Source organism: Neorhizobium sp. DAR64860/K0K1, assembly GCF_050500205.1.
GTDB classification, from domain to species: domain Bacteria; phylum Pseudomonadota; class Alphaproteobacteria; order Rhizobiales; family Rhizobiaceae; genus Neorhizobium; species Neorhizobium soli.
In genome coordinates, this window is sequence record NZ_CP191459.1 from 1,360,679 (window position 1) to 1,386,211 (window position 25,533).

A 25,533-nucleotide genomic window follows, 5' to 3' on the forward strand; every position below is an offset into this window, starting at 1 on the left:
AGGCTGAGCCTCCAGGCTCGGCCCGAGCAGCGCGAGTTTTCGTTGCAAATGAATGACTGGCGTCTGCGTCCGGATGAGATATCCGCACCGGCCACGCCACGAAGGCCGGGGTTTTAACGATGACGGATGGCGCTGCAACGCAGTCGGCCGAAACGGAGCCGGCAGCTGTAGTCCACGATCGGCGTGCATCCTTCGCGCTGCCGGGCCTGCTTCTTGCCGGTGGTGCACTGATCTGCGCCACACTGACGCTGTTCGTGCTGCTGGGCGTGACGCCGGTCGCGCCGACGACCAATGTCGTGATCGCGTCCGCCGCGATCAACTCGCTGTTCATTCTCGGCCTTGTCTACCTGATCGGCAGAGAGGTCGGACGACTGGTAAAGGCCAGACGTCGTGGGCGTGCGGCGGCCCGTCTGCATGTGCGCATCGTCGTGCTGTTCTCGTTCGTGGCGATCACGCCCGCCGTGCTGGTTGCGATTTTCGCCAGCCTGACGCTGAGCGTCGGCTTGGACCGTTGGTTTTCGCTTCGCACCCAGTCGATCGTGCAGTCGTCTCAGGACGTTGCGCGGGCCTATATGATGGAGAACGCAAGTTACCTTCAGGGCCAGACCGTCTCGATGTCGAACGACCTCGAGCGGAACCGGGCGATGTATTACCTCGACCGCACCGGTTTCATCGATCTTCTGACCCGTCAGGCGCGGGGCCGCGGTCTGCTCGGCGCCTTCCTGGTGCAGGAGGATGGCCAGGCGGTCGCGCAGGCCGACATCAAGACGGAAAAGCCGCTTCCGGCCATTCCGCAGGATGCTCTGAAAAGTGCTGCGTCCGGTCAGCCGACGCTGATCCCGCCCGGCATCACCAACCTGGTCGGCGCCGTCATCAAGATCGACACGATCCCGGGCGCCTTTCTTTACACGATCCGGGCCGTCGATCCGCGCGTGATGAACGCGATGCGGCTGATGGAGGAGAACACCGCCGAATACAAGGCGATGGAAGCCGGGCGGATGTCACTGCAGGTCGCCTTCGCCGTGCTCTATCTCGGCTTTGCGCTGATCGTGCTTCTGGCCGCCATCTGGGCCGCCATCGCGGTCGCCGACCGTATCGTGCGGCCGATCCGGCTGCTGATCAGTGCGGCAGACAGCGTCGCGACCGGCAATCTCAACGTGGTCGTCCCGGTTCGCACCGTCGACGGCGACGTGGGCAGCCTGTCGCGCACCTTCAACAAGATGATTTCCGAGATCCGCAGCCAGCGCGATGAAATTCTCGAGGCCAAGGACGAGGTCGACGACCGCCGCCGGTTTATCGAGGCCGTGCTGTCGGGCGTGACCGCTGCGGTCATCGGCGTCGAGGCCGACCGCCGCATCACCATCGTCAATCCGACGGCGGAAGACTTTCTCGGTGCGCCTGCCGAGGAGCTGATGGGCAAGACGCTTGATGACGTGGCGCCTGAAATCGACCATGTGCTGACCGAGGCGACCGCCCGCTCGCGTGGGGATTTCCGCAAGCAGGTCAACCTGATGCGCAACGGCACCGAGCGGACGCTGTCCGTGCAGGTCACCCGTGAAGAGCAGCGTTCGCCGCAGGATGCCTATGTCATCACGCTGGATGACATTACCGACCTCGTCATTGCCCAGCGTTCCACCGCCTGGGCGGATGTGGCGCGGCGGATCGCGCACGAGATCAAGAACCCGCTCACTCCGATCCAGCTTTCCGCCGAGCGCCTGAAGCGCCGCTACGGCAAGCAGATCGACGCCAGCGACCGGGCTGTGTTCGACCAGTGCACCGATACGATCGTGCGCCAGGTGGGCGATATCGGCCGCATGGTCGACGAATTCTCCTCGTTTGCCCGGATGCCGAAGCCGGCCAAGGAAGATGCGGACCTGCGCGATATCCTGCGCGATGCCATCTTCCTGCGCGAAATGGGTGAGACACATGTGGACTTCATTCGCGAGCTCGGAGATCAACCGCTGAAAGGTCTGTTCGATGCCCGCATGCTGGGCCAGGCTTTCGGAAACCTCGTCAAGAATGCTGTCGAGGCGATCGAGGCGGTGCCGAGCGATCAAGAGCGCGACGGCCGCAAGATCATGGTTCGTGCTGCTCTCGAAAAAGGCCGGGACACGTTCGTCGTCGATATCATCGACAACGGCAACGGACTGCCGACCGAGAACCGGCACCGCATTCTGGAGCCTTACATGACGATGCGCGAGAAGGGCACGGGCCTTGGCCTCGCGATCGTCAAGAAGATCATCGAGGAGCACGGCGGACAGCTGGAGCTTCACGATGCTCCCAACGATTTCGATCATGGCAAGGGCGCCATGATCCGGGTGCTGCTGCCGCATGTCGAGCGGGTGGCAAAGCCCAACACAGATAATAACGATAAGGAACTGGCATATGGCATCTGATATTCTTGTCGTCGATGACGAGGCCGACATTCGTGACATCGTTTCGGGGATCCTGTCCGACGAAGGCCATGAAACGCGAACGGCCCACGATGCGGACAGCGCGCTTGCGACGATATCCGACCGTGTGCCACGGCTCGTCTTTCTCGATATCTGGATGCAGGGATCACGGCTCGATGGGCTCGCGCTCCTCGAGGAGATCAAGTCCCGTCATCCGGATCTCCCCGTCGTCATGATTTCCGGTCACGGCAATGTCGAGACGGCAGTTTCAGCCATCAAGCGCGGTGCCTTCGACTTTATCGAAAAGCCGTTCAAGGCCGATCGGCTGATCCTGATTGCGGAGCGGGCGCTCGAAAACTCCAAGCTGAAGCGCGAAGTGACAGAGCTGAAGCGCCGCACCGGTGACGCCGCCGAACTGGTTGGCACGTCGGTTGCCGTGTCGCAGCTTCGCCAGACGATCGAGAAGGTCTCGCCCACCAACAGCCGCATCATGATCCTTGGCCCTTCCGGTTCCGGCAAGGAGCTGGTGGCACGGATGATCCACAAGAAGTCCTCGCGGGTAACGGGGCCGTTCGTTGCACTGAATGCCGCAACGATCACGCCTGACCGCATGGAGATCGCGCTGTTCGGGACCGAGGGCGGCCCCGGCCAGCCGCGCAAGATCGGTGCGTTGGAAGAGGCGCATCGCGGCATTCTCTATCTCGACGAGATCGGTGAAATGCCGCGCGAGACGCAGAACAAGATCCTGCGCGTGCTTGTTGATCAGCAGTTCGAGCGCGTCGGCGGCTCCAAGCGGGTCAAGGTGGATGTGCGCATCATCTCGTCGACCGCTCTCAATCTCGAGAGCCTGATTGCCGAAGGGGCGTTTCGCGAGGATCTTTACCACCGCCTCGCGGTCGTGCCGGTCAAGGTGCCGGCGCTTGCCGAACGGCGGGAGGATATTCCGTTTCTCGTCGACATGTTCATGCGCCAGATTTCCGAGCAGGCGGGCATCCGCGCTCGCAAGATCGGTGACGATGCCATGGCGGTTCTGCAGGCGCATGACTGGCCGGGCAATATCCGCCAGCTGCGCAACAATATCGAACGGCTGATGATCCTTGCCCGCACCGACGGTCCTGATACGGCGATATCAGCAGACATGCTGCCGCCGGATCTTGGCGACATGCTGCCGAAAGTCTCGGCGAAGGGCGATGTGCATATCATGACGCTGCCCCTGCGTGAGGCACGCGAAATGTTCGAACGCGACTATCTCGTCGCGCAGATCAACCGCTTCGGCGGCAACATTTCGCGCACTGCGGAATTCGTCGGCATGGAGCGCTCGGCGCTTCATCGCAAACTGAAGTCGCTGGGCGTTTGAGGGATCACCATGCGTATCGCTTACGTCAACGGCCAGTATGTCAGGCACTCCGAGGCTGCTATCCATATCGAGGATCGGGGTTTCCAGTTCGCCGATGGTGTCTACGAAGTCTGCGAGGTCCGGGACGGATTGATCGTTGATCTGACGCGGCATCTGAACCGGCTCGACCGGTCGCTGAGTGAGCTGCGTATCACCCAGCCGATGAGCCGCGCGGCACTCACCCTCGTCATCCGTGAGGTGCTGCGCCGCAACCGGGTTCGCAACGGCATCTTCTACATGCAGGTGACACGCGGGGCGGCAAAGCGCGACCATTTCTTCCCGCCGGAGGGGACGGCTCCGACCATCACGATCACTGCCAAAAGCACCGATCCGTCGCTGCTTGCCAAGAAGTACGCGACCGGCATCAAGGTGATCACGCTTCTCGAAAACCGCTGGGATCGCGTCGACATCAAGACCGTCGGTCTGTTGCCCAACGTTCTCGCCAAGCAGCAGGCCCGTGATGCGGGTGCGCATGACGCGATCTTCGTTACGCGGGACGGCATGGTGCTGGAAGGTGCGTCCGCCAATGCCTGGATCGTCACGCCGGATGGCGAGCTCGTCACGCGGCCGGCCGAGCGCGGCATCCTGAAGGGCATTACCCGCACGACGGCGATCGATGTTGCGGCGAAGCTCGGCCTGGTTTTTGTCGAGCGGGAGTTCTCCGTGGACGAAATGCATGGCGCCCGCGAGGCCTTCATGACATCCGCAACCGGCATTTGCGTTCCGGTCGTCGAGGTCGATGGTAAGCCCGTCGCGAACGGCCATCCAGGCACCGTCTCAAGCGATATAAGGGACGCTTTTTTCGCGATTGCGGAGAAGACGGCGATTTGATAACCACACTGTCAGGGGAAGGGAAACACGAGGGCGTTTCCCGCTCAACTCTAGAAATTTTGATCAGCTTCCGGCAATGACCGGCAAGAAAGAAAGAAGCGACGCTATGGCGGAACGTTCTCAGAACCTGCAGGATTTGTTTCTCAACACAGTCCGCAAACAGAAGATTTCCCTGACGATATTTTTGATCAACGGGGTGAAGCTCACGGGCGTCGTGACCTCGTTCGACAATTTCTGTGTGCTTCTACGCCGTGACGGACACTCGCAGCTCGTGTATAAGCACGCTATCTCCACCATCATGCCGGGCCAGCCGATGCAGATGTTCGAGACCGAAGAAAACGCTGCTTAAGGATCGATAGAATCTCCAATCGTGATACCTCGAACGAATCAATAGTCCCGGAAGCCGAAAAGCACCGGGACGACATGCGCGCTGTCGTCATCGTGCCGGTACTGAAACAGAGCCGGGCACGCAGCGGGCAGGGTGAGGCGACAGCCACGCCTGCGCCCTCAAGACCTGCCGCGCCGCAGCGATCCAACGAAGCCCGTCTTGAAGAAGCGACCGGCCTTGCCCGTGCGATCGATCTCGAGATCGCCGAAGGCATGATCGTAACCGTCGGTCAGCCGCGGCCCGCCACGCTGATGGGCACCGGCAAGATCGAAGAGATCAAGGCACTTCTCGACGAGAAGGATGCCGGGCTCGTCATCGTCGACCATCCGCTGACTCCTGTGCAGCAACGCAATCTCGAAAAGGAATGGGGCGCCAAGGTCATTGACCGCACCGGCCTGATCCTGGAAATTTTCGGCCGCCGTGCGTCCACCAAGGAAGGCACGCTGCAGGTCGATCTTGCTCACCTGAATTACCAGAAGGGCCGCCTCGTTCGGTCCTGGACCCACCTTGAACGCCAGCGCGGCGGTGCAGGCTTTATGGGCGGTCCCGGTGAAACCCAGATCGAAGCCGACAGACGGCAGTTGCAGGACAAGATCATCAAGCTCGAGAGGGAGCTTGAACAGGTCGTCCGGACCCGCCAGCTGCACCGCGCCAAACGCCGCAAGGTGCCGCACCCGATCGTGGCGCTTGTCGGCTATACCAATGCCGGCAAGTCGACGCTGTTCAACCGCATTACCGGCGCCGGCGTTCTGGCCGAGGACATGCTGTTTGCGACGCTCGACCCGACGCTGCGCCGGATGAAGCTGCCGCACGGCCGCACGGTCATCATGTCCGATACGGTGGGTTTCATCTCCGATCTTCCAACCCACCTTGTGGCCGCCTTCCGTGCGACGCTGGAAGAGGTGCTGGAAGCCGATCTCGTGCTGCATGTGCGCGACATGTCGGACCCGGACAACGCCGCCCAGTCGGCCGATGTGCTGCGCATCCTCGCCGATCTCGGGATCGATGAGAAGGAGAGCGAAAAGCGTATCATCGAGGTCTGGAACAAGATCGACCGGCTCGACCCGGAAAGCCACGACGCGCTGTTTGAGCGTGCCCAGGGTCGCGCCAATATCATGGCCGTTTCCGCGATCACAGGCGAAGGCGTTGACGCGCTGCTGGATGAGGTCTCGAACAGGCTTTCCGGCGTGCTGACCGAGGCCGAGATCGTGATCCCGGCCGACAAGCTGGCACTCGTCTCCTGGGTCTACGGCAATGCCGTGGTGGGCGAACGTGAGGATAACGAGGACGGTTCGGTGACGCTGGTCGTCAAACTCACGGATCGGCAGGCTTCTGAACTGGAGCGCAGGCTCGGGAACGGCGCGAAGGCTGACAAGGAAGACTGGGAGCGCTAAGGCGCTCCTTCTTCATTCCCCGTAGCTGCTGCGAAGGTTCGCGGGAGCGTATTTCCATCCATACGGATGGTATTCCGCTTTGTGAGCATAAGTCGGAAAACACCCGTCCAGTAACGCTTCATTGTGATACGTATTCATCTTCGCGTCGTTAAGCTAACGCACTGACAATATTTGAGTATTAAATCCGGTTTACCGGCAATTCACGGGCGGCGGAAGCAACCAAAGCCTGGCGGATGCATTTAGGCTGCGCTCTCCAGCTAAGGTTCGCTCCTGATGACATCATCCGTTACTCCCAGATCTGCGGGTGGCAATCCACCACGCATCTTCTCCGACCGATCTCTGGCGGCGCTCTGCCTCCTCAATTTCTTTCTAGCCGATGCGCGTGATGGGCTCGGGCCGTTTCTTGATGCTTTCCTGGCGACGCAAGGCTGGTCATCGATGTCACTCGGCCTGATCGCCACGGTCGGTGGTTTGATCGGGCTTGCCGCAACGCCGCTTTGTGGGGCGCTGGTCGATGGAACGTCGTGGAAACGGGCGCTGGTCGCCATACCGGTCGTGGTCGTCACTGCCGCAGCGCTAGTGACGCTTCTTTCGCCCAATCCGGCGATCGTCTGGATCGGTCAGATCGGGACCGCCGTCGTCGGCGCCGTGATCGGTCCGGCACTGGCCGGCCTGACGCTGGGCCTCGTCGGCGAGAAGCTGTTTTCGCAACAGATCGCTCGCAACGAGTTCTGGAACCACACAGGCAATTTCGCCTCGCTGTTTGCCGTCTACGTCATCATCTCGCTGTTCGGCCAGGGTGGCATGATCTGGCTGATGATCGCGACGGCGTTTGGTGCTCTTGCGGCTGTCGCAATGATCGATCCTGATCGCATCGATCACAAGGTCGCCCGCGGCCTTGCGGCGGACGACGGCAGCGGAGCAGACGCTAGCGCGGCGGAGGCTCCATCCGGTTTCAGTGTGCTTCTAAAAAGCCGGGGACTTATTCCGCTTGCACTGATCCTGATGATCTTCCACTTCGGCAACGCGCCGATGAGCCGGTTGATCGCCCAGCAGTTTGCCATCGAACTCGGAACACCATTCCGGACCACGGCGATCATCACAGGCATCGCCCAGCTTTCGATGGTGGCTGTCGCGGTTGTGACGCCGTTCCTGATCCGAAGGCTTGGCCTTGCCGCGACGCTTGCGATCGGGCTTGCAGCGCTGCCGATCCGCGGGTTGATCGCCGGCAGCTTTGACGGTTTCTGGGTGGTATGGCCCGTCCAGATCCTCGACGGAGTCGGTGCCGGGCTGCTTGGCATCGTCACACCGGTTGCGGTGGAACGCATCCTGAAGGGTACAGGCCGTTTCAATGTCGGCTTTGCGAGCTTGATGACGGTCCAGGGCCTTGGCGCATCGCTCAGCAACGTCGTTGCCGGCTATGTGGTCAGCCAGGGAGGCTATGCGGTCTCTCATCTCGTCGGGTGCGGCGTCGCGCTGATCGCCGTGGCCGTCTTCGCGATCTACCACAAGGAAATCGCGCCATCGCAAAAGTCGATCGGCTGAAAAAGGAATGCCGCGATCCCGGCTCAGTTCGGGGATCGCGGCATTTATAATCAGATCATTAGACCGGTCTTTTAAATCGATACCTCAGAAGCTTACCCAACAAATGCGCGTTCGATAACGAACTCGCTCGGCTTGTTGTTGGCACCTTCGGTCAAGCCGGCATTTTCCAGCCGTTCCTTGGTGTCTTTCAGCATCGCAGCCGAGCCGCAGATCATGCCGCGGTCGACAGCGGGGTCGAGCGGCGGCACGCCGAGATCGGTGAACAGCTTGCCGTTGTCGATCAGGTCGGTGATGCGGCCCTGATAGGGGAACGCCGCGTCGCGGGTGACGGTCGGATAGTGCTTCAGCTTGGTGCCGACGACTTCGGAGAGGAACTCGTGATTGCGGATCTCTTCCATGAGGTCGAAACCGTATTTCAGCTCCGCCACTTCGCGGCAGGTATGGGTGAGGATGACCTCGTCGAACTTCTCGTAGGTTTCCGGATCGCGGATCAGGCTTGCGAATGGCGCGATGCCTGTGCCGGTCGAGAACATGTAGAGACGCTTGCCGGGCGTCAGCGCGTCGAGCACAAGCGTGCCTGTCGGCTTCTTGCGCATCAGAACCGTATCGCCCGGCTTGATTGCCTGCAGATGCGATGTCAGCGGGCCATCCGGAACCTTGATCGAGAAGATCTCGATCTCTTCGTCCCAGGAGGGGCTGGCAATCGAATAGGCGCGGTAGATCGGCTTGTCGCCGACCATCAGGCCGATCATGGCGAACTCGCCTGACCGGAAGCGGAAGCCTGCCGGACGTGTCATGCGGAAGCGGAACAGATGATCCGTGAAATGCTCCACCGAAAGCACGGTTTCGGCGTAGACTCCATCCGGGATCTTCACGGCAAACTCTTCGGTCTTGGCAGGTGCGTTCATAGTCTCGTCCGTTACTCGGTCAGATTGGTCTCGCAGCAGCGAAATACACTATCGAGCCGCGCTTATGAAGCAATCGGCCGCGCTTTCTGGCCGATCGCTTAGAAAATATGTCTTCTGAGGTCAGCTTTTCAAGCCGGCACAGAGCGGCGGCGCCAGCTATAGCCTTCGCCTGGCTCCGCAGGACGCGCCGTCGGCTGATAGTGAACGTCAATGCCGGGCAGGCGGCCTTCCTCCAGACGCTGCAATGCCGTCGCGTTGGTGACCGCGAAGCTGTCGATGCCACAACGCAGCATCAGCGAGACCTGGTCGATCAGCACATCGCCCACGGCGCGCAACTCGTTCTTGTAGGCCAGCCGATCGCGCAGAAGCGAAGCGTGGCTGAAGGCGCGGCCGTCGCTGAAGGCTGGAAACTCCACTGCCAAAAGCTCGATGCGGTAGAGATAGGGCTCAAGCTTCCTGACGTCGTCGGCGGGCTTGATCAGCACACCGAGACCCACATCGTTGCTGGCTTCCGCCTTCTCGATGAACTCGGCAAGCGGAAGCAGCGGCTTCTGCTCGCCCTCGGCCTTTACCTCTTCCGTCTCGATCACCCAGGGGTCGTTGGCGACGAAGCCGGTTTCTCTCCAGATCTTCGCCATCACGCAGCCTCCGCCTTCGCATCACCGTAGAGCGCATCCTTGAAGGGCTGCGGCCCAACCCGGCGATAGGCGGCGAGGAAGGTTTCCTCCTGGCCCTGGCGGAGACCGAGATAGGTGTTGACGATGGTTTCGATCGCGTCCGTCACCTTCGACGGCTCGAAGCCGCGACCGATGATTTCGCCGATCGAGGTGTTCTCGTCGGCCGAACCGCCAAGCGTGATCTGGTAGAGCTCGGTGCCCTTCTTCTCGACGCCCAGAAGGCCGATATGGCCGACATGGTGGTGGCCGCAGGCGTTGATGCAGCCGGAGATCTTGATCTTCAGCTCGCCGATTTCCGCCTGCCGCTCCGGGGAGCCGAAGCGTGTTGAGATTTCCTGCGCGACCGGGATCGAACGGGCGTTCGCCAGAGCACAATAGTCCAAGCCGGGACAGACGATCATGTCCGTGATCAGGTTGGAGTTTGCCGTTGCCAGATTGTGGGCGGCGAGGGCGCGATAAAGCGGCTCGAGATCGGCCAGCGCCACGTGCGGCAGGATGACGTTCTGCTCGTGGCTGATGCGGATTTCGTCATGGCCGAATTCTTCGGCCAGATCGGCCATCGCATCCATCTGCACGTCGGACGCGTCGCCCGGAATGCCGCCGATGGGCTTCAGCGAGATGGTGACCATGCCATAGTCCGGATGCTTGTGCGGCTGGACGTTCTGATCCACCCAGCGCGCAAAGTTTTCGTCCTGCCGCTTCCAGCTCGCGAGTTCCTTCCAGCCCTCGGCGCGGTTCGCCAAGGCGGGCGGTGCGAAATAGGCGGTGATCGCCTCGATATCCCGTTCCGGCAGTTTCAGCTCGGTACCCTGCAGATGCTGGAACTCTTCCTCCACCTGACGGGTCAATTCCTCGACGCCGGTTTCGTGCACGAGGATCTTGATGCGGGCCTTGTACTTGTTGTCGCGGCGACCGTTGAGATTGTAAACGCGCATGATCGCGGTCGTGTAGGAGAGGAGATCCTCTTCCGGCAGGAAGTCGCGGATCTTCTTGGCGATCAGCGGTGTGCGGCCCTGTCCGCCGCCGACATAGACGGCAAAGCCGATCTCGCCCTTGTCGTTCTTTTTCAGATGCAGGCCGATGTCATGCACCTGGATCGCGGCGCGGTCGCGCTCGGCGCCGGTCACGGCGATCTTGAACTTGCGGGGCAGGAACGAGAATTCCGGATGGACCGACGACCACTGACGCAGGATTTCAGCGTAAGGGCGCGGGTCGGCCACTTCATCGGCTGCAGCGCCGGCGAAATGATCGGCCGTGACGTTGCGAATGCAGTTGCCGGACGTCTGCAGCGCGTGCATTTCGACGGTTGCAAGCTCGGAGAGGATATCCGGCGTGTCCGACAGTTTCGGCCAGTTGTACTGGATGTTCTGCCTGGTGGTGAAATGGCCGTAGCCGCGGTCATACTTGCGGGCGATATGCGCCAGCATCCGCATCTGATTTGCATTCAGCGTGCCATAGGGGATGGCGACGCGCAGCATATAGGCATGCAGCTGGAGATAGACGCCGTTCATCAGGCGCAGCGGCTTGAACGCATCCTCGGCAAGCGCGCCGGACAGGCGACGCTCCACCTGATCGCGGAACTGCTCCACGCGGCCTTCAACAAATGCGTGGTCGAATTCGTCGTAACGATACATGATCTCTGTGAACTCTCGGTATCAGACTGCGATGAATGCCGGATCGGCGTGGCTGTAGCCGGCAGCATAATCCATTGTCGGGCCCTGTGCACGAATGCGTTCGCGAAGACGCGTGGGCCACAACTTGCCTTCGGTTTCCTCGACATCGATGACATTGACGTCGACAACCTTGTTTTCGGCAAAGTCACGCTTGCCGATCGCTTCCAGAGAGGAAACGGCTTCCGCATGGCGCGCCACGAGCGCTTCCTGCAGGTTTTCCGTCCAGCGGCCGGCGGCATCGAGCCATACGGCGATGCCATCGGACAGGCGGTTGGCAGTCAGAACCTTGTCGGCCATTATTCCACTCCAATGCTTGCCCGCTCAACCGTCCTTGCAAAGGCGGAAAGCGGTTCGGACTTCTCAAAATTCGCACCAGCGACGGCTTCGCCGATGATCACCATGACCGGGCCATCGAGATCGTCGCGGGCCTCAAGCGCCGGCAGTTCCTGGAGGACCCCGTGGAACAGCTTACGGTCGGTGCGGCTGGCGTTCTCGATCACGGCAACGGTGGTGAGCGGTGAGACGCCCGCCTGCATCAGTCGTTCGGCGACCGATGCTGCAACCGTGCGGCCCATATAGACGGCGATGGTGGCGCCAGAGATGGCAAGGCTTGCCCAATCGGGCAAGGCTTTGCCAGCAAGGTCATGGCCGGTGGTGAAGATCAGCGACGAGGCGACACCACGCAGCGTCAGCGGCAGTTCGAAATCGGCAGCAGCGGCAAAGGCCGAGGTGATGCCCGGCACGATCTCATAGGCGATGCCGGCTTCGCGCAAGGCTGCCATTTCTTCGCCGGCGCGGCCATAGACCAGCGGATCGCCGCTTTTCAGGCGCACGACGCGCTTGCCCTGGCGACCGAGATCGACCAGCAGGCGATTGATTTCGTCCTGGCTCTTGGAATGGCAGTTCTTGCGCTTGCCGACCGAAAGGCGTTCCGCATCGCGGCGGCCCATATCGACGATCGCCTGGGGAACAAGCGCGTCGTAGACGATCGCATCCGCTTCCATCAGCACGCGCTGGGCACGCAGTGTCAGGAGATCCTCGGCGCCCGGACCGGCGCCGACCAGCCAGATCTTGCCGTCGGCCTTGCCGGTGACGGACAGAAGAGCGTCTGCAGCGCGGCGGGCGGCGCTATGATCATTGGCGTCGACGGCATCGGCGACGTCGCCGGAGAAGAACCGGTGCCAGAAGATGCGACGCGAGACGCCGCGCGGGACCATGCGTTCGACGGCATCGCGGTAATCGGTCGCAAGCGAGGCAAGTTTGCCGAGCGATGGCGACAGCATCTGAGCGATGCGGGCACGGATCATCTGGGCGAGAACAGGACCCGCACCCTCGGTGCCGATGGCAATGGCGAGCGGGGCGCGGTTGACCAGTGCCGGCGTGAAGAAATCGCAGTGATCGGGCTGGTCGACGGCATTGGAGGGAATTCCATGCGCGCGGGCAGCGGTGACGATGGCCTGGTCGAGCGCCTGATCGCCGGTTGCGGCAAACACGAGAGTTGCGCCTTCGACCTGATCGGCGGCAAAAGTCTCGCGGATCGTCTCGATCTTGTGCTCAGTGAGCCAAGCCGCATAATCGGCCTGCGGATCATCTGCATATGCGATGATCTGCGCGTCCGTATTGGCAATCAGCCGCGCCTTGGCATAGGCCTCGTCGCCGTTGCCGAACACGGCAACGTTTTTTCCGCGCACGCGAAAAAACGCCGGGAAGACCGACAGGCGTTGAAGGCTCTGAGACATGCGATTATCCTGCATCATATGAACCTGAATATCCACAATGCGGTGGCATAATTGAAGAAATGGATGTGCAAAAGGCCGGGGCCCCCGGTATTTCTGTTTCCCGTTCGCTCGCTTCTTGAGCAAAAGCTACCGCCAACCTTCCGTTCACTGTGTGCAGCCCTGCACGGCCATAACCCTACAACCGTCCTATTTCGCTCAGCGGTAGACCTGGAGATGAGTGCACCATGACCATTGCTTCCCGACTTCTCGATGTCATCGAGCACGATATCCTGCCGCTGACCCAAACGGGCGTTGCCGCCGGCAACAAGGTGTTCGGGGCGGCGATCCTGCGCAAGTCCGATCTGTCGCTGGTGATTGCCGAAACCAATAACGAGCTGGAAAATCCGCTGTGGCATGGCGAGGTGCACACGCTGAAGCGCTTCTACGAGATTGATTCCGGACTTTCCGCCAAGGACCTGATTTTCCTCTCGACTCACGAACCGTGCACGATGTGCATGTCGGCGATTACCTGGGCAGGGTTCGACAATTTCTACTCGTTCTTCAGCCACGAGGACAGCCGCGACGCGTTTGCCATTCCGCATGACCTGAAGATCCTGAAGGAGGTGTTCGGGCTGGAGCCGGGCGGCTACCGGCGGTCCAACGCCTTCTGGAACTCCTACTTCATCAGCGACCTTGTCGAGGCCGAGGAGGACGACGTCGTGCGGGACGACCTGAAGGCCCGGGCGGAGCGGATCAGGCAGCGCTACCAGTTGCTGTCGCAAAGCTATCAGGCCGGCAAGGCTGACAACACGATACCGCTGAATTGAAGGCCAAGGATTTCGGCATGCATGCTTCGAAGGATATTTCCCGCTTGATCGAGATCATGGCGGCGCTGCGGACGCCAGTGACCGGTTGCCCGTGGGATCTCGAACAGAGTTTCGAGACGATCATTCCCTATACGATCGAGGAGGCCTACGAGGTGGCCGATGCGGTCGAGCGGCATGACATGGACGATCTGCGCGAGGAACTGGGCGACCTGCTGCTGCAGGTCGTGTTTCATGCGCGGATGGCTGAGGAGGCCGGTGCGTTTGCATTCGGCGACGTGGTCGAGGCCGTCACCACCAAAATGATCCGCCGGCATCCGCATGTGTTTGCGCGCTCCGATGCGGATACGCCGGGCGCCGTGAAGCTGCAGTGGGATGCGATCAAGGCCGAGGAGAAGCGCGAGCGGGCCGAGCGGCGGGCGCTACGCGGCACGACCGAGCCATCCAAATCCGGCTTTCTCGGCGGTGTGCACCGGGCTCAGCCGGCGCTGAGCGAGGCGGTGAAGCTGCAACAGCAGGCCGCACGCGTTGGGTTCGACTGGTCGGAACCCGGCCCGATCCTCGACAAGATCGAGGAGGAGGTTGCCGAACTGCGCGAGGCCCTGGCGGCCGGGCAGCCCGAAAAAGTATCCGACGAACTCGGCGACCTTATCTTCGCCCTCGTCAACATCGGCCGCCATGTGGACGCCGATCCGGAGACTGCGCTGCGCGGCACCAATGCGAAATTCCGCAGACGTTTCAGCCATATCGAGACGGAACTTGAGAGATCAGGCGAGACGCTGGAGGCAGCAACGCTGGAGCGGATGGAGGGGCTTTGGCAGGCGGCGAAGGCGATTGAGCGGGCGCTGTAAGTCCGCTTGCTTCGTGCCGCCTATCTCGGGCCCGACGGGGCTGGTTCTATCCGCGGTCCGCGTTATGGCAGGGATGGCGGGGGCAGTTTTTCGCGGGCCCGGTAGGCCGCCATCCATCGCCTGGCATCTTCGTCCGGTAGCGCGTTTCGGGCGACCTCGACACAGGCATCCTGCAATTCACGCTCGCTGGCGGAGGGCGATGCGAACATCATGCCCTGCCGGCCGAGATCGGCGCGGGCGGCAAGCGCGAGGAGGTAGATCAGGGTAAAGCTTTCGGGGTAGTCGGGGCCGAAATTGATCAGACAGGCAGGGGCGCCGGTGTCTACATCGACATGCAAGCATCGGTTGGCGCGACGGCATTCGCGCCGGAGGCAGGCCTGCGGAAAGGCCAGTATCTCTGCCGTGCAGCATGCCAGATGGGTCTCGATTTCCGTGATTTCGACAGACATGGTGCTTCTCCTGTCCGGTTTCGGATGATCCGCCTGCGCAGGGCAGAAGTGTGCCTTGGCGATCGAGGGATGGAAAATTCGGACGGGGCGCCGGAAGCTGCCTCGATATAGAAAGTAGTGGGTGACACCTTTCGGCACCCCGTTCGGCGGTTTTTGCCCGCGACTCCGGTCTCTCTGCAATGACCCGGCCGGGCGGTTGTTCGCCGCCGGCTTCCCGGTGCTTCCGACGGATCAGGAATCCGGCGAAACCACCCGGCGGGCCACCTTGTGTGCCGCACAGGCACATCCGGCGCGCTCTTTCGGGCATCGGAAACCGGCGGTCGGTCCGTGACCCGCCTGTTTCCCCCGTGTCGCCGGAGGGAGACCATTTTCCGCGGACCCGGAGCATGGGGTTTTGCGTCCTTTCCCCATGACCCGCGCCGGTTCCGCCTCGCCGGGACGCCTCCCGGTGTATCCGCGACGGAACGCAGCATTATAGGCACGGAAAAAATCCGTGAGGATGTAACATGCGTTAAGTCATTGAAATTTAGTGGGTCGGTGCGTCAAAATCCGTTGCAGCGCAAACAGAAACGCTGTTATCGAGGCGCATCTAAGGACCGGAAATGCGGGCGTTGCGCCCTCGGCGCGAAAAGCTGCCGCTCAGCGCGGCGCGGTGCCGGCCAGTTTCGACTGCACGAGATCGACGCTGCCGCGAACATGGATCGTCACCGGTTTGCCACCGGCACCCGTGACCGCCAGCGCAATCACCGAGACGTCTTCCTCATAGGTGGTGACGTAAAGGACCTGAGCCTGATTGACGTAAACGGGCTGATTGTGGGTGTTCTTGAAGCCAATCATCGTGGCCGTGCTCCATCTTCGTTGTGAAGAAGGTATCGCATGGAAGGGGTTGATGGAGGGTGAATGAGGGTGGTGATGGTGTTGTGTGCTTGGAAGGTTGTGGAGACGCACATAGGCGAAGCAACCAAAAGTGGATTACGCTGCAGTCTGAATAGGGGCACCAGTTTCCGCCACCTTGGCTCCCAGTCATTGGCGTGATGCTAACTGCGTGTAGTACCCCTCTGACAGTCAGCGCCTTTTAACTCCTCACAAACTCGATGAAATCATGCCAGCTAAATGTGCGAATACGGTATTGTAATACATACTGTGGGACCGAAGACATATCGCCATGTCTGACAAAAAGGCAGGTCTTCTTTTGTGCTACAGCAATCTGAACCACTGAATTGATCAATGCATGGTCGGTGCTGGAATGCACAAAACTCACCACAATGTTGAAATCAGAGATCTTGGCGTCAATCGCATCGCTAGGATCGCACAAGACCTCGAATTCAATTCCCCTGAGTGCAGCAGTCTTAGATATTAAATCACCGAGAGTTTCGGTGTCGGAGGAACCGCAAACGAATAGGAGCTTGCGTTCACGCGAGAAAGCTTGCTGAATTCTTTCATTTGCGGCAGACGTGATTTTCGTAAGATCTAATGTTGATATGCTACCACCTGAACTTCCGCCCATCTCACTCTCCATATTCGCTGCAGGCAATGCATTTGCCGCAAGGGATTTCAGTACCAGCGTGACAGGAATAATAGTCTGTAACGCCAAGTTGCTGTGCAAGTTTAAGGACTTCGGCCTTGACGAAGTCCCGGAGCGGTAGAATGATCGTGAACCTCACACCAAGCGCTGATGCCACTGCACTTTCTGCGTCACGAATAAAATCGTCGGACTGGTCTGGGAATATTGCGCTTTTTTCACTCAACAAACCTAAGACTATCTTATCTATTCCATATTTGTAACCGATTGCGGCGGCCGAGACTATGAAAAGCAAGTTTCGACATGGAGTGAAAGCATCAGCTACGACGTCCTTTGTAGCGTCGGTCAAGCCGGTGGAGAGGGTTCGGCCGAAGTCGCTGAGGTTCAGTTCCATCGGCGACTGTATTCCTAAGGACGTGCAGTTATGCCGAAGTGATGCTAGTTCGCGAGAGTAATTTAGCTGTCCATAATTGATAAATAAGGGCAAGGGGCTTAGCCCTTGATTTTGCATGAGGCGAAGGCAGACGGACGAATCTAGGCCACCAGAGGCAAGACATATTGCGTCCCGCATGCTTTCATCCTTTCATTCTTTTTGAACTCACGCACCAACACCCACAGGATCACGTCAAATGAGTTCAGGTCTATATCAAATTTTGACACCGCATTATGTACAATGTTTTCAAGGTCTATATAGCGCTTTGGCGTAATCGTTCCTGCCTCGATATTAAAGCACGTCTTAAGATACCAGATAATGTGTGAGTCAATCACGGCCAAGCTGTTAGCAGCTCCGATATTTCTCATGAACATGCTGGTCTGCTTGTACCCAAAGCCGGAAAACCTGCGTTGGATTATCGCCCTTACAATTCTTTCACTCTTTATATCGGATCCTTTGAACATCATGTCGAATGGAAATGTCGCTAGTTCACTAAGAGACGAATGAAGTTGCTTTGCTTTAATCTTTGGAAATCTGTGGCGTACTCGCGGTTGGCAAAGAAAATCCTCGAGATCAGCAAGGTTAGGCGTCTCATCGATGGTCGGAAACGTTTCTACAAACAACTCGGATGCAGCGAGAGATTTTTCGTACTTCCAGCCGCTCGAAAGCAGGCATGATATAAGTGTTTGCCTGACTTCGACCTTTGTCGCGCGACGTTGCGATGATGTTTGGCCGTGTGAAAAGATGCCAGCCCGGAAGTCCTGGATTAGGCCACTCAGCGCATCTTCAACTATTAATTGCATATCATCACCTTTTTACTAGTTGGGCGGCTTTTACCCCAAAATTCTCCTCGATAAAATCCGGCAGATGTCCGACTAATAATAAATTTGCCACTTCAGTATTGAATTGCTGCAAAGCATAAAGGTTACGGGTCAGTGTCCTTATTTTGTAGTCCACGCTAGCGTTTCTGATGACGTCGACGGTGGGATTGTATATCTTACTTTCCGGCTCATCAAACAATTCGGCTTGCTGGAAATGGTGTAGCTTGAAATCGGGCCCCACCAAAGTTCTGCACCATTCGAGCCCATCTGCCATCGAAGCTCCGGCAGCGCAAAGCAACGCGAAGGACAGTGGATTGCCGCAACCTAAAATATGAAGTTTTGTTGATCGTCGCGAGGCGGTAAGAGCGTCGCAAATAGCAGTGACGGTATTTATTTTCTGCTTCATGCCTTCGCCAAGTTCTCGTTCAGGTATGGCAATGAACAGAGGCGAAAATTCGGAGGCAATTCTATTGCATATCGCGACAATTTCGTCTTGCGAGAACAAGTAAGTACCATCGTAGTCTAAAAGGTGAATAACAGGAATCAGGCTGTCGCTATCTATGAAGTCATGGTCTTGAATGAAAGATAAAAATTCCATCTCGTAGTCAGTAAAGGACTGGTTTGCGCGCATAAAGAAGTCGAAGCTTGCAACGAGTTCTGTTTCGCAGCTTTGCACGCAGTCTTTAAATTTTGAGAAGTTCCAGCGGTCGTCATTCTTAGCATAGCGGCGGATCCGAGAGGCCTCATAACCGCCACTGTCCATGAAGACGATTTTGCCTTCGCTACGAAACTGAGCTACCTTTGCAATCAACGAAGGTTCTAGGTGAATATCATACGCTGATACGAGAGTGATGGGCTCAGAGAGTGCCGCTTGAAGATCAAAAGCCGATTCTGGAATAATTTGTGTTTCAAACGATGATATGGATGGGATAAGGGCCGGAAGAAGAAGGCTTTTTCCTCTTATAACTAAGTCCATTTTCTCCCCGCTAAGCTAGTATTTACATGAAGCTTAATGCAGAGAGAGAATACGTCAATCTGTGATTGTTTAAACTAATACTTGTGTCTAAGTAAAATTGAAATCACCGGCATTTTTCCCCTTCGTCCGCCGCTTCTGCTGCTTGGCGTCTCCAGCATACCCGTAGCTCCCGGCGCCGGCCTTCCTTACCCGCCCCTTGAGGGGGAGGGTCGGGCCGTAGGTCCGGGGTGGGGTGATGGTTTGAGGGTTTGGCGGGTCACCCCCACCCGCCGCGTTGCGGCGACCTCCCCCCTCAAGGGGGAGGTGTTTTCCGGGATGCCTGAGGGTGAGTGACCGCTGCCTCTTCGCAGCCGTGATGTCGATGCCTACCGGCCCGGCCGTCCGTCTTCCCATTCGTCCGCCGCTTCTGCTGCTTGGCGTCACCAGCATCCTCGTAACGCCCGGCGCCGACCTTCCTTACCCGGCCCTTGAAGGGGAGGGTCGGACCTGAGGTTCGGGGTGGGGTGGTGGTTTGAGGTTCTGGCGGGCCCCGCCGCGTTGCGGCGACCTCCCCCCCTCAAGGGGGAGGTGTTTTCTGGGATTCCTGAGGGCGAGTGACTGGTGCCTATTCGGAGCGGTCATGTCGGTCCCTACCGCCCCGGCCGCCCCGTCTTGCCCTTTGTTCTGCGCTTCTGCTGTTTGGCGTCGGTCGCATCCTCGTAACTGCCGGCGCCGACCTTGCCGCGTACGATGGGGCGGGGGTCGTCCTTGCCTTCGCCTCGTTCGGGCTGGCCTTCCAAGAGCGGCGAGAAGCGTTTCTTGGTGCTGATCGTTTCCGGCGGGCGTTCCGGCAGGGAGCCGGGGGCGGGTTTTTCGGTGCGGCCGACGGTCATTTCGTCGAGGGAGTTGCGGCGGAACAGCGGGGTGGCCGTGTCGGTGCCCGGGCCCATGTCGTCGAGCGAGGGTTTGGCGAAGTAGGAGGGAGAGGCGTCGTCTCCGGCCTTGGCGGCTTTGCCTTTGCCACCGCCCAGCGAGGTGCGGGTGGCTTCGGCGCTGCGGCGGACGCCTTCCTGGGCTTTGGATTCCTCGCGGGCGATCGGGTCGTCCATGGTGGCGAGTTCGGAGGCCTTGAGGCGTTTGATCTCGTCGCGCAGGCGGGCGGCCTTTTCGAAGTCGAGGTCGGCTGCGGCGTCGCGCATGGATTTCTCCATGGCGTTGAGATGGCTCTGCAGGTTGTTGCCGACGAGGTGGCCGCCGTCTGCAAAACCCTTGCCCGAGGCGCCGGAGATATCGGCGCGGACGTGGTCGCGCTCATAGACGCTGTCGAGAATGTCGGAGATGCGGGCCTTGACCGATTCAGGCGTGATGCCGTGTTCGGTGTTGTAGGCGACCTGCTTTTCGCGGCGGCGGGCGGTTTCGTCCATGGCGCGCTGCATCGAGCCGGTGATCTTGTCGGCGTAGAGGATGACCTTGCCGTCGACGTTACGCGCGGCGCGGCCGATGGTCTGGACGAGCGAGGTTTCCGAGCGCAGAAAACCTTCCTTGTCGGCATCGAGAATGGCGACGAAGCCGCATTCGGGAATGTCGAGACCTTCGCGAAGCAAGTTGATGCCGATCAGCACGTCGAAGGCGCCGAGGCGCAGATCGCGGATGATCTCGATGCGTTCCAGCGTGTCGATATCCGAGTGCATGTAGCGGACGCGCACGCCCTGTTCGTGCAGGTATTCGGTGAGGTCTTCGGCCATGCGCTTGGTGAGCACGGTGACCAGGGTGCGGTAGCCCTTTTCGGCGGTCTCGCGGATCTCGCCGAGCACGTCGTCGACCTGGCTGCGGGCGGAGCGGACTTCGACCGGCGGATCGATGAGGCCGGTCGGGCGGATGACCTGTTCGGCAAACACGCCGCCGGCCTGTTCCATTTCCCAGTTGCCGGGCGTGGCCGACACCGCGACGGTGAGGGGGCGCATGGCATCCCATTCCTCGAAGCGCAGCGGCCGGTTGTCCATGCACGACGGCAGGCGGAAACCGTATTCGGCGAGCGTCGCTTTTCGGCGGAAGTCGCCCCGGTACATGCCGCCGATCTGGCTGACGGAGACGTGGCTCTCATCGATGAACAGAAGGGCGTTGTCAGGGATATATTCGAACAGGGTCGGTGGCGGCTCGCCGGGCGTGCGGCCGGTGAGATAGCGGGAATAGTTCTCGATGCCGGCGCAGGAGCCGGTCGCCTCGAGCATTTCGATATCGTAGCGGGTGCGCTGTTCGAGACGCTGCGCTTCCAGCAGGCGGCCGCCCTTTTCGAGCTCGTTGAGGCGGAGCTTCAGCTCTTCCTTGATCGACTTGATGGCGCCGTTGAGCGTGGGGCGCGGCGTCACATAGTGGGAGTTGGCGTAGATCTTGACCGACTTCAGGTCGCCGGTCTTGTGGCCCGTCAGCGGGTCGAATTCGGTGATGCTGTCGATCTCGTCGCCGAACATGGAGATGCGCCAGGCGGCATCTTCAAGGTGGGCGGGGAAGATCTCGATCGTATCGCCGCGCACGCGAAACGATCCGCGGATGAAATTGATGTCCTGGCGCTTGTATTGCTGGGCCACGAGATCGGCCAGAAGCTGGCGCTGGTCGAGCTTGTCGCCCACGGCCATCTGGAAGGTCATGGCGGTGTAGGTTTCGACGGAGCCGATACCATAGATGCAGGAGACCGAGGCGACGATGATGCAGTCGTCGCGTTCCAGCAGCGAGCGGGTGGCGGAGTGGCGCATGCGGTCGATCTGTTCGTTGATCGAGGATTCCTTCTCGATGAACGTGTCGGAGCGCGGCACATAGGCTTCCGGCTGGTAATAGTCGTAGTAGGAGACGAAATATTCCACCGCGTTATCGGGGAAGAAGTTCTTGAATTCGGAATAGAGCTGCGCCGCCAGCGTCTTGTTGGGCGCGAGGATGACGGCGGGGCGCTGGGTGGCCTCGATGACTTTGGCCATCGTGAACGTCTTGCCGGAGCCAGTCACGCCGAGCAGGACCTGCGAGCGTTCGTTGTTGTTGATGCCCTCGACGAGGTCCTTGATGGCGGTCGGCTGGTCGCCGGCGGGCTGATAGTCCGAGGCCATGCGGATGGTGACGCCGCCTTCGGATTTCTCGGGACGGTGGGGACGGTGCGGCGTCCACATCTTGCCGTCCTTGAACAGCGGGTTGCCGCTTTCGATCAGCGCCGACAGGGCCTCCACCGTGGCGGTGACGGCGCCGGTGGCGAGGTGTTCGGCCTCTTCCAGCGAGACGTCCATGCCGGCGACCGGATTGAGGCCGGCGGCGGCGCGGGTTTTGGGATCGGACGAGCCGCCCATCGACGTGCCGCGAGACGATTTCGACGAGGTCGTGTGCTTGGCGGTTTTCGGCGTGTCTTTCGCGGCGGCCTTGATGGCCTCCTCGCGGGCGGCGATCTCGATCTTCTTGCGGTGCTTGCCGGCCTTGGAGGCGATCTCGCGCTGGGTCTCGACGCCGGACATTTCCGCCTCGGCTTCCAGCTGCCTCACCCAGTCCGAGACATTCCCCTCCAGCGGCGCGCCTTCAAACGACGATTGCGGAGATTCCTCGAAACCGCGGGGCTTGGAGGAGGGGGATTTTTTCGGAGATCTGGCCATGGCGCGAATATGGAGGCGGGATGGTGGAAAGTGAAGAGGGGGATGGTGGGAAAATGAGTACAAAAGGGCAACGGGGTAGTTTGTGCTTTTGGCGCGGTCTCCAGCAGATCCCGAAGGCTACCATTGTCCACAGTTCTACGATGCATAGCGTGGGCTGCGTCTCTCACATCCCCACGCCGTAAAGTAACCGGATGACAGAATGTTGTACCGACCGTGGCTGGACAGGCGAGCCGTCGTTGGCGATATCGCAGCTGATGGCATTCTTGCCGAGGCATATGGCAATCGTTTAGAGGGGCCACTTCCGAGGTTCTTCGGTCCCATACCGCGGTTGGCTGGCGGCAAATCGTCCGGGTCGCGAAATGGCCGTAATTGTCTTTCGTTTCGGACACATTCGTCTCCGACTCTGGGGGACTGAAACAGGAGTGGCCGGATGGCGATTTCGAGACCGACATTGGCAGCGATTCGCTACGGGTACGGATTGCGTCCCGGAGAAGAGCCGCCCCGCGATGCCGAGGCTCTGCTGGCCCAGCTTGATCAGGCCGCCAAGCGGAAACTGCGTTTTCCCCGCGAGGGAGCGGGTGGCCGCCGCGAGACGGCCTCTCGGGTGATGTCGTTGCGGGCGGCCGAAGCGAAGGCGGCGAAGGACGGCAAGCCGAACGAAAGCATTCGCAAGGAAACCCAGAAGGAAGCGCTGCAGATCTATCGGCAGGATGCGATGGCGCGGCTGGCGCAGGCGATCCTGTCGCCCTTCGGGTTTCACGAACGGTTGGCATCGTTCTGGACGGACCATTTTTCCATCAGCGCGCTCAAGTCGCTGCCGATGCGGATGGTCGTGCCTTTGTACGAGGCGGAGGCGATCCGTCCCAATCTGGCCGGGTCGTTCGCGAACCTGCTGAAAGCCGCCATGCTGCATCCCGCGATGCTGATCTATCTCGACCAGAGTGATGGTGCCGGCATGGACGCCCCCGCGGGGCGGCCGGGCGGGCGTGCCGTGAACGAAAGCCTTGGCCGCGAACTGCTGGAACTGCACACGCTGGGAGCTGGGAGCGGGTATACCCAGGAGGATGTCCGGGCCGCCGCGCTGATCCTGACGGGACTGTCGGTCGATCGCCGCGCTCTCGAAGTCGTCTACCGGCCACGCATTTCCGAAGGCGGCTCGATCAGCCTGCTCGGAGAGGTTTATGAGGACGACGAGGCGGGGAGCCAGGACCATCTACGGATGCTTGAGGATCTGGCGCTGAACCCGATGACGGCGGAACATGTCTGCCGAAAACTGGTGATCCACTTCGTTGCCGACGAACCCCCGGCGGATGTGGTTGCCGCGATGACGGCAGCCTGGGCTGAAACCGAGGGCGATCTGAAGGCCGTCTATCGTGCCATGCTGGATCATCCCCGTGCCTGGAGCGATCCTGGACAGAAGATCAAGCGTCCGTTCGAATTCGTCGTGTCCGGATTCCGAGCCGTCGACATTTCCGATAAGGACCTCTCCCGGTTGCTGGACGAGATGGACGACGATGAGCAGGAAGACGACGGACCGATGCGAAAGGCGCTGAAGATGGCCAGCAGCACGGCTGCCCGCGCGGATGCCAAGCAGCGTGCCGCGCGCGCCAACGACCTGACGCTTGCCGCGCTCCAGCGGATGGACCAGCCGATTTGGCAGCCACCGAGCCCGGCCGGCTATGCCGACCTGGCGAGTGTCTGGCTGTCGCCGGGCCAGCTGAGCGAGCGGATCGCCTGGGCGCGGCTGATGGCCGGCCGTTTCGGCCAGAGGCGCGATCCCGGCATGTTTCTCGATGCGGCGCTCGGGGACGCGGCGGGCCAGAATACCAGGGACGTGATTGCTCAGGCACCCAACACCAACCACGCCATCGCGATGGTTCTGGCGTCGCCCGAGTTCAACAGGAGATAGCGATGACGATCAAGCCAAGCTTTTCGCTCTCCCGCCGCGGCTTTCTGGCCGGCGCATGCTGCGCCGCTGCCGCACCCGTGCTGACACCGTTCAGCGTTGCGGCTGCTCCTGGCGAAAGCCGGTTCGTGACGATCATATTGCGCGGAGGGATGGACGGCCTGGATCTGGTGCAGCCCTATGGCGATGCGGCTTTCGCCGGATTGCGACCGACGCTCGGTCTGACGCCCGGGACCGGACTTGTTGATCTCGACGGATTTTTCGGTCTCAACCCGGCGGCGTCGGCATTGATGCCGCTCTGGCAGGAGAATGCGCTGTCCTTCGTGCACGCGGTCGCGACGCCCTACCGCGACGGGCGCAGTCATTTCGACGGCCAGACAATGCTGGAAAACGGTGGTACCGACGCATCGCAGAAGAGTGGCTGGCTCAACCGGACGCTGGCGGTCATTCCGCGCACCGACGGCCGCAAGGCGCTCGACATCCATACGTCGATGGAACTGATCCTGAGCGGGCCGAACAAGGCCGACAACCGTGCGGGAACGGGCGACGTGGAGATGGCGCAGGACGAGATCGGCTTTCTGGAGCGGCTCTACGCAGCCGATGCGCCGTTTGCCGCGGCGATGGAGGAGGTCAAGCGGACGGGGTTTTCGGCTGACGGGTACCGCCAGAAGCGGAACCGCAGCGTCGTCGACATGGCGCGGCTTGCCGGTGGCATGCTGCGGGAAGACTACCGGATTGCCAGCTTTTCAATCAACGGCTGGGATACGCATCGCGAACAGGCTAGCCAGTTCGGATCGGTGGCTGGCGAGCTTGCCGCTGCCATCGTGGCGCTCAAGGACGCATTGGGTGCCGACGCGTGGGCCCGCACGGTGGTGCTGGCAGTCACGGAATTCGGACGTTCCGTGCGCGAGAACGGCACCGGCGGAACCGATCACGGCACCGGCGGCGTTGCCGTTCTCGCCGGCGGTGCGGTGTCGGGTGGGAAGGTGATGGGGACGTGGCCCGGTCTTGCCGAGGACAGGCTTCTGGATGGCCAGGATCTGATGCCGACCGGCGATGTGCGCGAGATCGCCGCGGCCATGCTGCACAAGCAGTTCGGCATTGCACCGGACAAGCTGACGTCGCGCGTCTTTCCCGGGCTGTCCTTCGACAGGTCCTCCATCTATCTTCAGGGGTAACTGGCTATCTACAGCGATAGACCGGCTATCTGCAGGGATCGA

Annotated in this window: 23 protein-coding genes; 11 read left to right on the forward strand and 12 right to left on the reverse strand. The window is 60.5% G+C overall.

Annotated features, from left to right (window positions below; all coding sequences use genetic code 11):
• Positions 1–119: 119 nt before the first annotated feature.
• The 6 genes from ACQY1J_RS11235 (at position 120) to ACQY1J_RS11260 (ending at position 7,947) form a co-directional block, all read left to right on the forward strand.
• Positions 120–2,396: a sensor histidine kinase NtrY-like gene (locus tag ACQY1J_RS11235; protein WP_062580977.1), complete on the forward strand. Its 2,277-nt coding sequence runs from the start codon at positions 120–122 to the stop codon at positions 2,394–2,396.
• A complete protein-coding gene (locus ACQY1J_RS11240; RefSeq protein ID WP_113110622.1) occupies positions 2,386–3,750 on the forward strand; it encodes a sigma-54-dependent transcriptional regulator in 1,365 nt (454 codons plus the stop codon). Before ACQY1J_RS11235 ends, ACQY1J_RS11240 begins: the two co-directional genes overlap by 11 nt.
• 9 nt (positions 3,751–3,759) lie before the next feature.
• Complete coding sequence (locus ACQY1J_RS11245) at positions 3,760–4,620, forward strand: D-amino-acid transaminase (protein WP_430251466.1); 861 nt, start codon at positions 3,760–3,762, stop codon at positions 4,618–4,620.
• A gap of 106 nt (positions 4,621–4,726) precedes the next feature.
• Positions 4,727–4,969, forward strand: a complete 243-nt coding sequence (hfq, locus tag ACQY1J_RS11250) for an RNA chaperone Hfq (protein ID WP_007757453.1) — start codon at positions 4,727–4,729, stop codon at positions 4,967–4,969.
• 74 nt (positions 4,970–5,043) lie between these two features.
• Positions 5,044–6,402, forward strand: a complete 1,359-nt coding sequence (gene hflX, locus ACQY1J_RS11255) for a GTPase HflX (RefSeq protein WP_430251467.1) — start codon at positions 5,044–5,046, stop codon at positions 6,400–6,402.
• Positions 6,403–6,675: 273 nt separating this feature from the next.
• A complete protein-coding gene (locus ACQY1J_RS11260; protein ID WP_430251468.1) occupies positions 6,676–7,947 on the forward strand; it encodes an MFS transporter in 1,272 nt (423 codons plus the stop codon).
• 92 nt (positions 7,948–8,039) lie between these two features.
• Here the strand turns inward: ACQY1J_RS11260 and ACQY1J_RS11265 are convergent, their stop codons facing one another.
• From ACQY1J_RS11265 to cysG, 5 genes are all read right to left on the reverse strand, one after another.
• Positions 8,040–8,855: a ferredoxin--NADP reductase gene (locus ACQY1J_RS11265; protein ID WP_092660723.1), complete on the reverse strand. Its 816-nt coding sequence runs from the start codon at positions 8,853–8,855 to the stop codon at positions 8,040–8,042.
• Between the two features lie 128 nt (positions 8,856–8,983).
• Positions 8,984–9,493, reverse strand: coding sequence for a DUF934 domain-containing protein (locus ACQY1J_RS11270; RefSeq protein WP_430251469.1), 510 nt, complete (start codon positions 9,491–9,493; stop codon positions 8,984–8,986).
• Positions 9,493–11,166, reverse strand: a complete 1,674-nt coding sequence (locus tag ACQY1J_RS11275) for a nitrite/sulfite reductase (protein WP_430251470.1) — start codon at positions 11,164–11,166, stop codon at positions 9,493–9,495. Before ACQY1J_RS11275 ends, ACQY1J_RS11270 begins: the two co-directional genes overlap by 1 nt.
• A gap of 21 nt (positions 11,167–11,187) precedes the next feature.
• Positions 11,188–11,502, reverse strand: a complete 315-nt coding sequence (locus tag ACQY1J_RS11280; protein ID WP_209901054.1) for a DUF2849 domain-containing protein — start codon at positions 11,500–11,502, stop codon at positions 11,188–11,190.
• Positions 11,502–12,944 (reverse strand): siroheme synthase CysG, encoded by a 1,443-nt coding sequence (gene cysG, locus ACQY1J_RS11285; RefSeq protein WP_430251471.1) that lies wholly within the window; start codon positions 12,942–12,944, stop codon positions 11,502–11,504. The genes ACQY1J_RS11280 and cysG overlap by 1 nt, the downstream gene beginning before the upstream one ends.
• 224 nt (positions 12,945–13,168) lie before the next feature.
• On the opposite strand from cysG, the gene ACQY1J_RS11290 reads away from it, so the two are divergent.
• Together ACQY1J_RS11290 and mazG are read left to right on the forward strand one after the other, a co-directional pair.
• Positions 13,169–13,750, forward strand: a complete 582-nt coding sequence (locus tag ACQY1J_RS11290; RefSeq protein WP_430251472.1) for a nucleoside deaminase — start codon at positions 13,169–13,171, stop codon at positions 13,748–13,750.
• Positions 13,751–13,767: 17 nt separating this feature from the next.
• Positions 13,768–14,598 (forward strand): nucleoside triphosphate pyrophosphohydrolase, encoded by an 831-nt coding sequence (gene mazG / locus ACQY1J_RS11295; protein ID WP_430251473.1) that lies wholly within the window; start codon positions 13,768–13,770, stop codon positions 14,596–14,598.
• A gap of 62 nt (positions 14,599–14,660) precedes the next feature.
• Here the strand turns inward: mazG and ACQY1J_RS11300 are convergent, their stop codons facing one another.
• The 6 genes from ACQY1J_RS11300 to ACQY1J_RS11325 all read right to left on the reverse strand — a co-directional run bounded on the left by ACQY1J_RS11300 (position 14,661) and on the right by ACQY1J_RS11325 (position 18,799).
• On the reverse strand, positions 14,661–15,047 hold the full coding sequence (locus ACQY1J_RS11300) for a hypothetical protein (RefSeq protein ID WP_430251474.1): 387 nt from the start codon (positions 15,045–15,047) through the stop codon (positions 14,661–14,663).
• 639 nt (positions 15,048–15,686) lie between these two features.
• The gene (locus tag ACQY1J_RS11305; RefSeq protein ID WP_062456430.1) at positions 15,687–15,884 is read right to left on the reverse strand and encodes a hypothetical protein; all 198 of its coding nucleotides are present in this window, start codon (positions 15,882–15,884) and stop codon (positions 15,687–15,689) included.
• A 238-nt stretch (positions 15,885–16,122) separates the two neighbouring features.
• The gene (locus ACQY1J_RS11310; protein WP_430251475.1) at positions 16,123–16,554 is read right to left on the reverse strand and encodes a hypothetical protein; all 432 of its coding nucleotides are present in this window, start codon (positions 16,552–16,554) and stop codon (positions 16,123–16,125) included.
• Position 16,555: 1 nt separating this feature from the next.
• Positions 16,556–17,140: a 7-cyano-7-deazaguanine synthase gene (locus ACQY1J_RS11315; RefSeq protein ID WP_430251476.1), complete on the reverse strand. Its 585-nt coding sequence runs from the start codon at positions 17,138–17,140 to the stop codon at positions 16,556–16,558.
• The gene (locus ACQY1J_RS11320) at positions 17,104–17,805 is read right to left on the reverse strand and encodes a hypothetical protein (RefSeq protein ID WP_430251477.1); all 702 of its coding nucleotides are present in this window, start codon (positions 17,803–17,805) and stop codon (positions 17,104–17,106) included. The genes ACQY1J_RS11315 and ACQY1J_RS11320 overlap by 37 nt, the downstream gene beginning before the upstream one ends.
• Positions 17,806–17,809: 4 nt before the next feature.
• The gene (locus tag ACQY1J_RS11325; RefSeq protein ID WP_430251478.1) at positions 17,810–18,799 is read right to left on the reverse strand and encodes a hypothetical protein; all 990 of its coding nucleotides are present in this window, start codon (positions 18,797–18,799) and stop codon (positions 17,810–17,812) included.
• Between the two features lie 325 nt (positions 18,800–19,124).
• Here ACQY1J_RS11325 and ACQY1J_RS11330 point away from each other — a divergent pair, with 325 nt between their 5' ends.
• Positions 19,125–19,289, forward strand: coding sequence for a hypothetical protein (locus tag ACQY1J_RS11330; RefSeq protein ID WP_430251479.1), 165 nt, complete (start codon positions 19,125–19,127; stop codon positions 19,287–19,289).
• 139 nt (positions 19,290–19,428) lie between these two features.
• On the opposite strand, the gene uvrB is transcribed toward ACQY1J_RS11330, so the two are convergent.
• Entirely contained in the window at positions 19,429–22,407 is a 2,979-nt protein-coding gene (gene uvrB / locus ACQY1J_RS11335) for an excinuclease ABC subunit UvrB (RefSeq protein WP_430251480.1), read from the reverse strand.
• A gap of 430 nt (positions 22,408–22,837) precedes the next feature.
• Between uvrB and ACQY1J_RS11340 the strand changes: the two genes are divergently transcribed.
• Together ACQY1J_RS11340 and ACQY1J_RS11345 are read left to right on the forward strand one after the other, a co-directional pair.
• Positions 22,838–24,316, forward strand: a complete 1,479-nt coding sequence (locus ACQY1J_RS11340) for a DUF1800 domain-containing protein (RefSeq protein ID WP_430251481.1) — start codon at positions 22,838–22,840, stop codon at positions 24,314–24,316.
• 2 nt (positions 24,317–24,318) lie between these two features.
• On the forward strand, positions 24,319–25,491 hold the full coding sequence (locus ACQY1J_RS11345) for a DUF1501 domain-containing protein (RefSeq protein ID WP_430251482.1): 1,173 nt from the start codon (positions 24,319–24,321) through the stop codon (positions 25,489–25,491).
• The last annotated feature ends 42 nt before the right edge of the window (positions 25,492–25,533 follow it).

Bases quoted from the DNA above. Each gene is read 5' to 3' on its own strand.
- ACQY1J_RS11235 (WP_062580977.1), top strand. From the start codon at position 120: ATGACGGATGGCGCTGCAACGCAGTCGGCCGAAACGGAGCCGGCAGCT.
- ACQY1J_RS11240 (WP_113110622.1), top strand. From the start codon at position 2,386: ATGGCATCTGATATTCTTGTCGTCGATGACGAGGCCGACATTCGTGAC.
- ACQY1J_RS11245 (WP_430251466.1), top strand. From the start codon at position 3,760: ATGCGTATCGCTTACGTCAACGGCCAGTATGTCAGGCACTCCGAGGCT.
- hfq (WP_007757453.1), top strand. From the start codon at position 4,727: ATGGCGGAACGTTCTCAGAACCTGCAGGATTTGTTTCTCAACACAGTC.
- hflX (WP_430251467.1), top strand. From the start codon at position 5,044: ATGCGCGCTGTCGTCATCGTGCCGGTACTGAAACAGAGCCGGGCACGC.
- ACQY1J_RS11260 (WP_430251468.1), top strand. From the start codon at position 6,676: ATGACATCATCCGTTACTCCCAGATCTGCGGGTGGCAATCCACCACGC.
- ACQY1J_RS11265 (WP_092660723.1), bottom strand. From the start codon at position 8,855: ATGAACGCACCTGCCAAGACCGAAGAGTTTGCCGTGAAGATCCCGGAT.
- ACQY1J_RS11270 (WP_430251469.1), bottom strand. From the start codon at position 9,493: ATGGCGAAGATCTGGAGAGAAACCGGCTTCGTCGCCAACGACCCCTGG.
- ACQY1J_RS11275 (WP_430251470.1), bottom strand. From the start codon at position 11,166: ATGTATCGTTACGACGAATTCGACCACGCATTTGTTGAAGGCCGCGTG.
- ACQY1J_RS11280 (WP_209901054.1), bottom strand. From the start codon at position 11,502: ATGGCCGACAAGGTTCTGACTGCCAACCGCCTGTCCGATGGCATCGCC.
- cysG (WP_430251471.1), bottom strand. From the start codon at position 12,944: ATGTCTCAGAGCCTTCAACGCCTGTCGGTCTTCCCGGCGTTTTTTCGC.
- ACQY1J_RS11290 (WP_430251472.1), top strand. From the start codon at position 13,169: ATGACCATTGCTTCCCGACTTCTCGATGTCATCGAGCACGATATCCTG.
- mazG (WP_430251473.1), top strand. From the start codon at position 13,768: ATGCATGCTTCGAAGGATATTTCCCGCTTGATCGAGATCATGGCGGCG.
- ACQY1J_RS11300 (WP_430251474.1), bottom strand. From the start codon at position 15,047: ATGTCTGTCGAAATCACGGAAATCGAGACCCATCTGGCATGCTGCACG.
- ACQY1J_RS11305 (WP_062456430.1), bottom strand. From the start codon at position 15,884: ATGATTGGCTTCAAGAACACCCACAATCAGCCCGTTTACGTCAATCAG.
- ACQY1J_RS11310 (WP_430251475.1), bottom strand. From the start codon at position 16,554: ATGGGCGGAAGTTCAGGTGGTAGCATATCAACATTAGATCTTACGAAA.
- ACQY1J_RS11315 (WP_430251476.1), bottom strand. From the start codon at position 17,140: ATGCGGGACGCAATATGTCTTGCCTCTGGTGGCCTAGATTCGTCCGTC.
- ACQY1J_RS11320 (WP_430251477.1), bottom strand. From the start codon at position 17,805: ATGCAATTAATAGTTGAAGATGCGCTGAGTGGCCTAATCCAGGACTTC.
- ACQY1J_RS11325 (WP_430251478.1), bottom strand. From the start codon at position 18,799: ATGGACTTAGTTATAAGAGGAAAAAGCCTTCTTCTTCCGGCCCTTATC.
- uvrB (WP_430251480.1), bottom strand. From the start codon at position 22,407: ATGGCCAGATCTCCGAAAAAATCCCCCTCCTCCAAGCCCCGCGGTTTC.
- ACQY1J_RS11340 (WP_430251481.1), top strand. From the start codon at position 22,838: ATGGCGATTTCGAGACCGACATTGGCAGCGATTCGCTACGGGTACGGA.
- ACQY1J_RS11345 (WP_430251482.1), top strand. From the start codon at position 24,319: ATGACGATCAAGCCAAGCTTTTCGCTCTCCCGCCGCGGCTTTCTGGCC.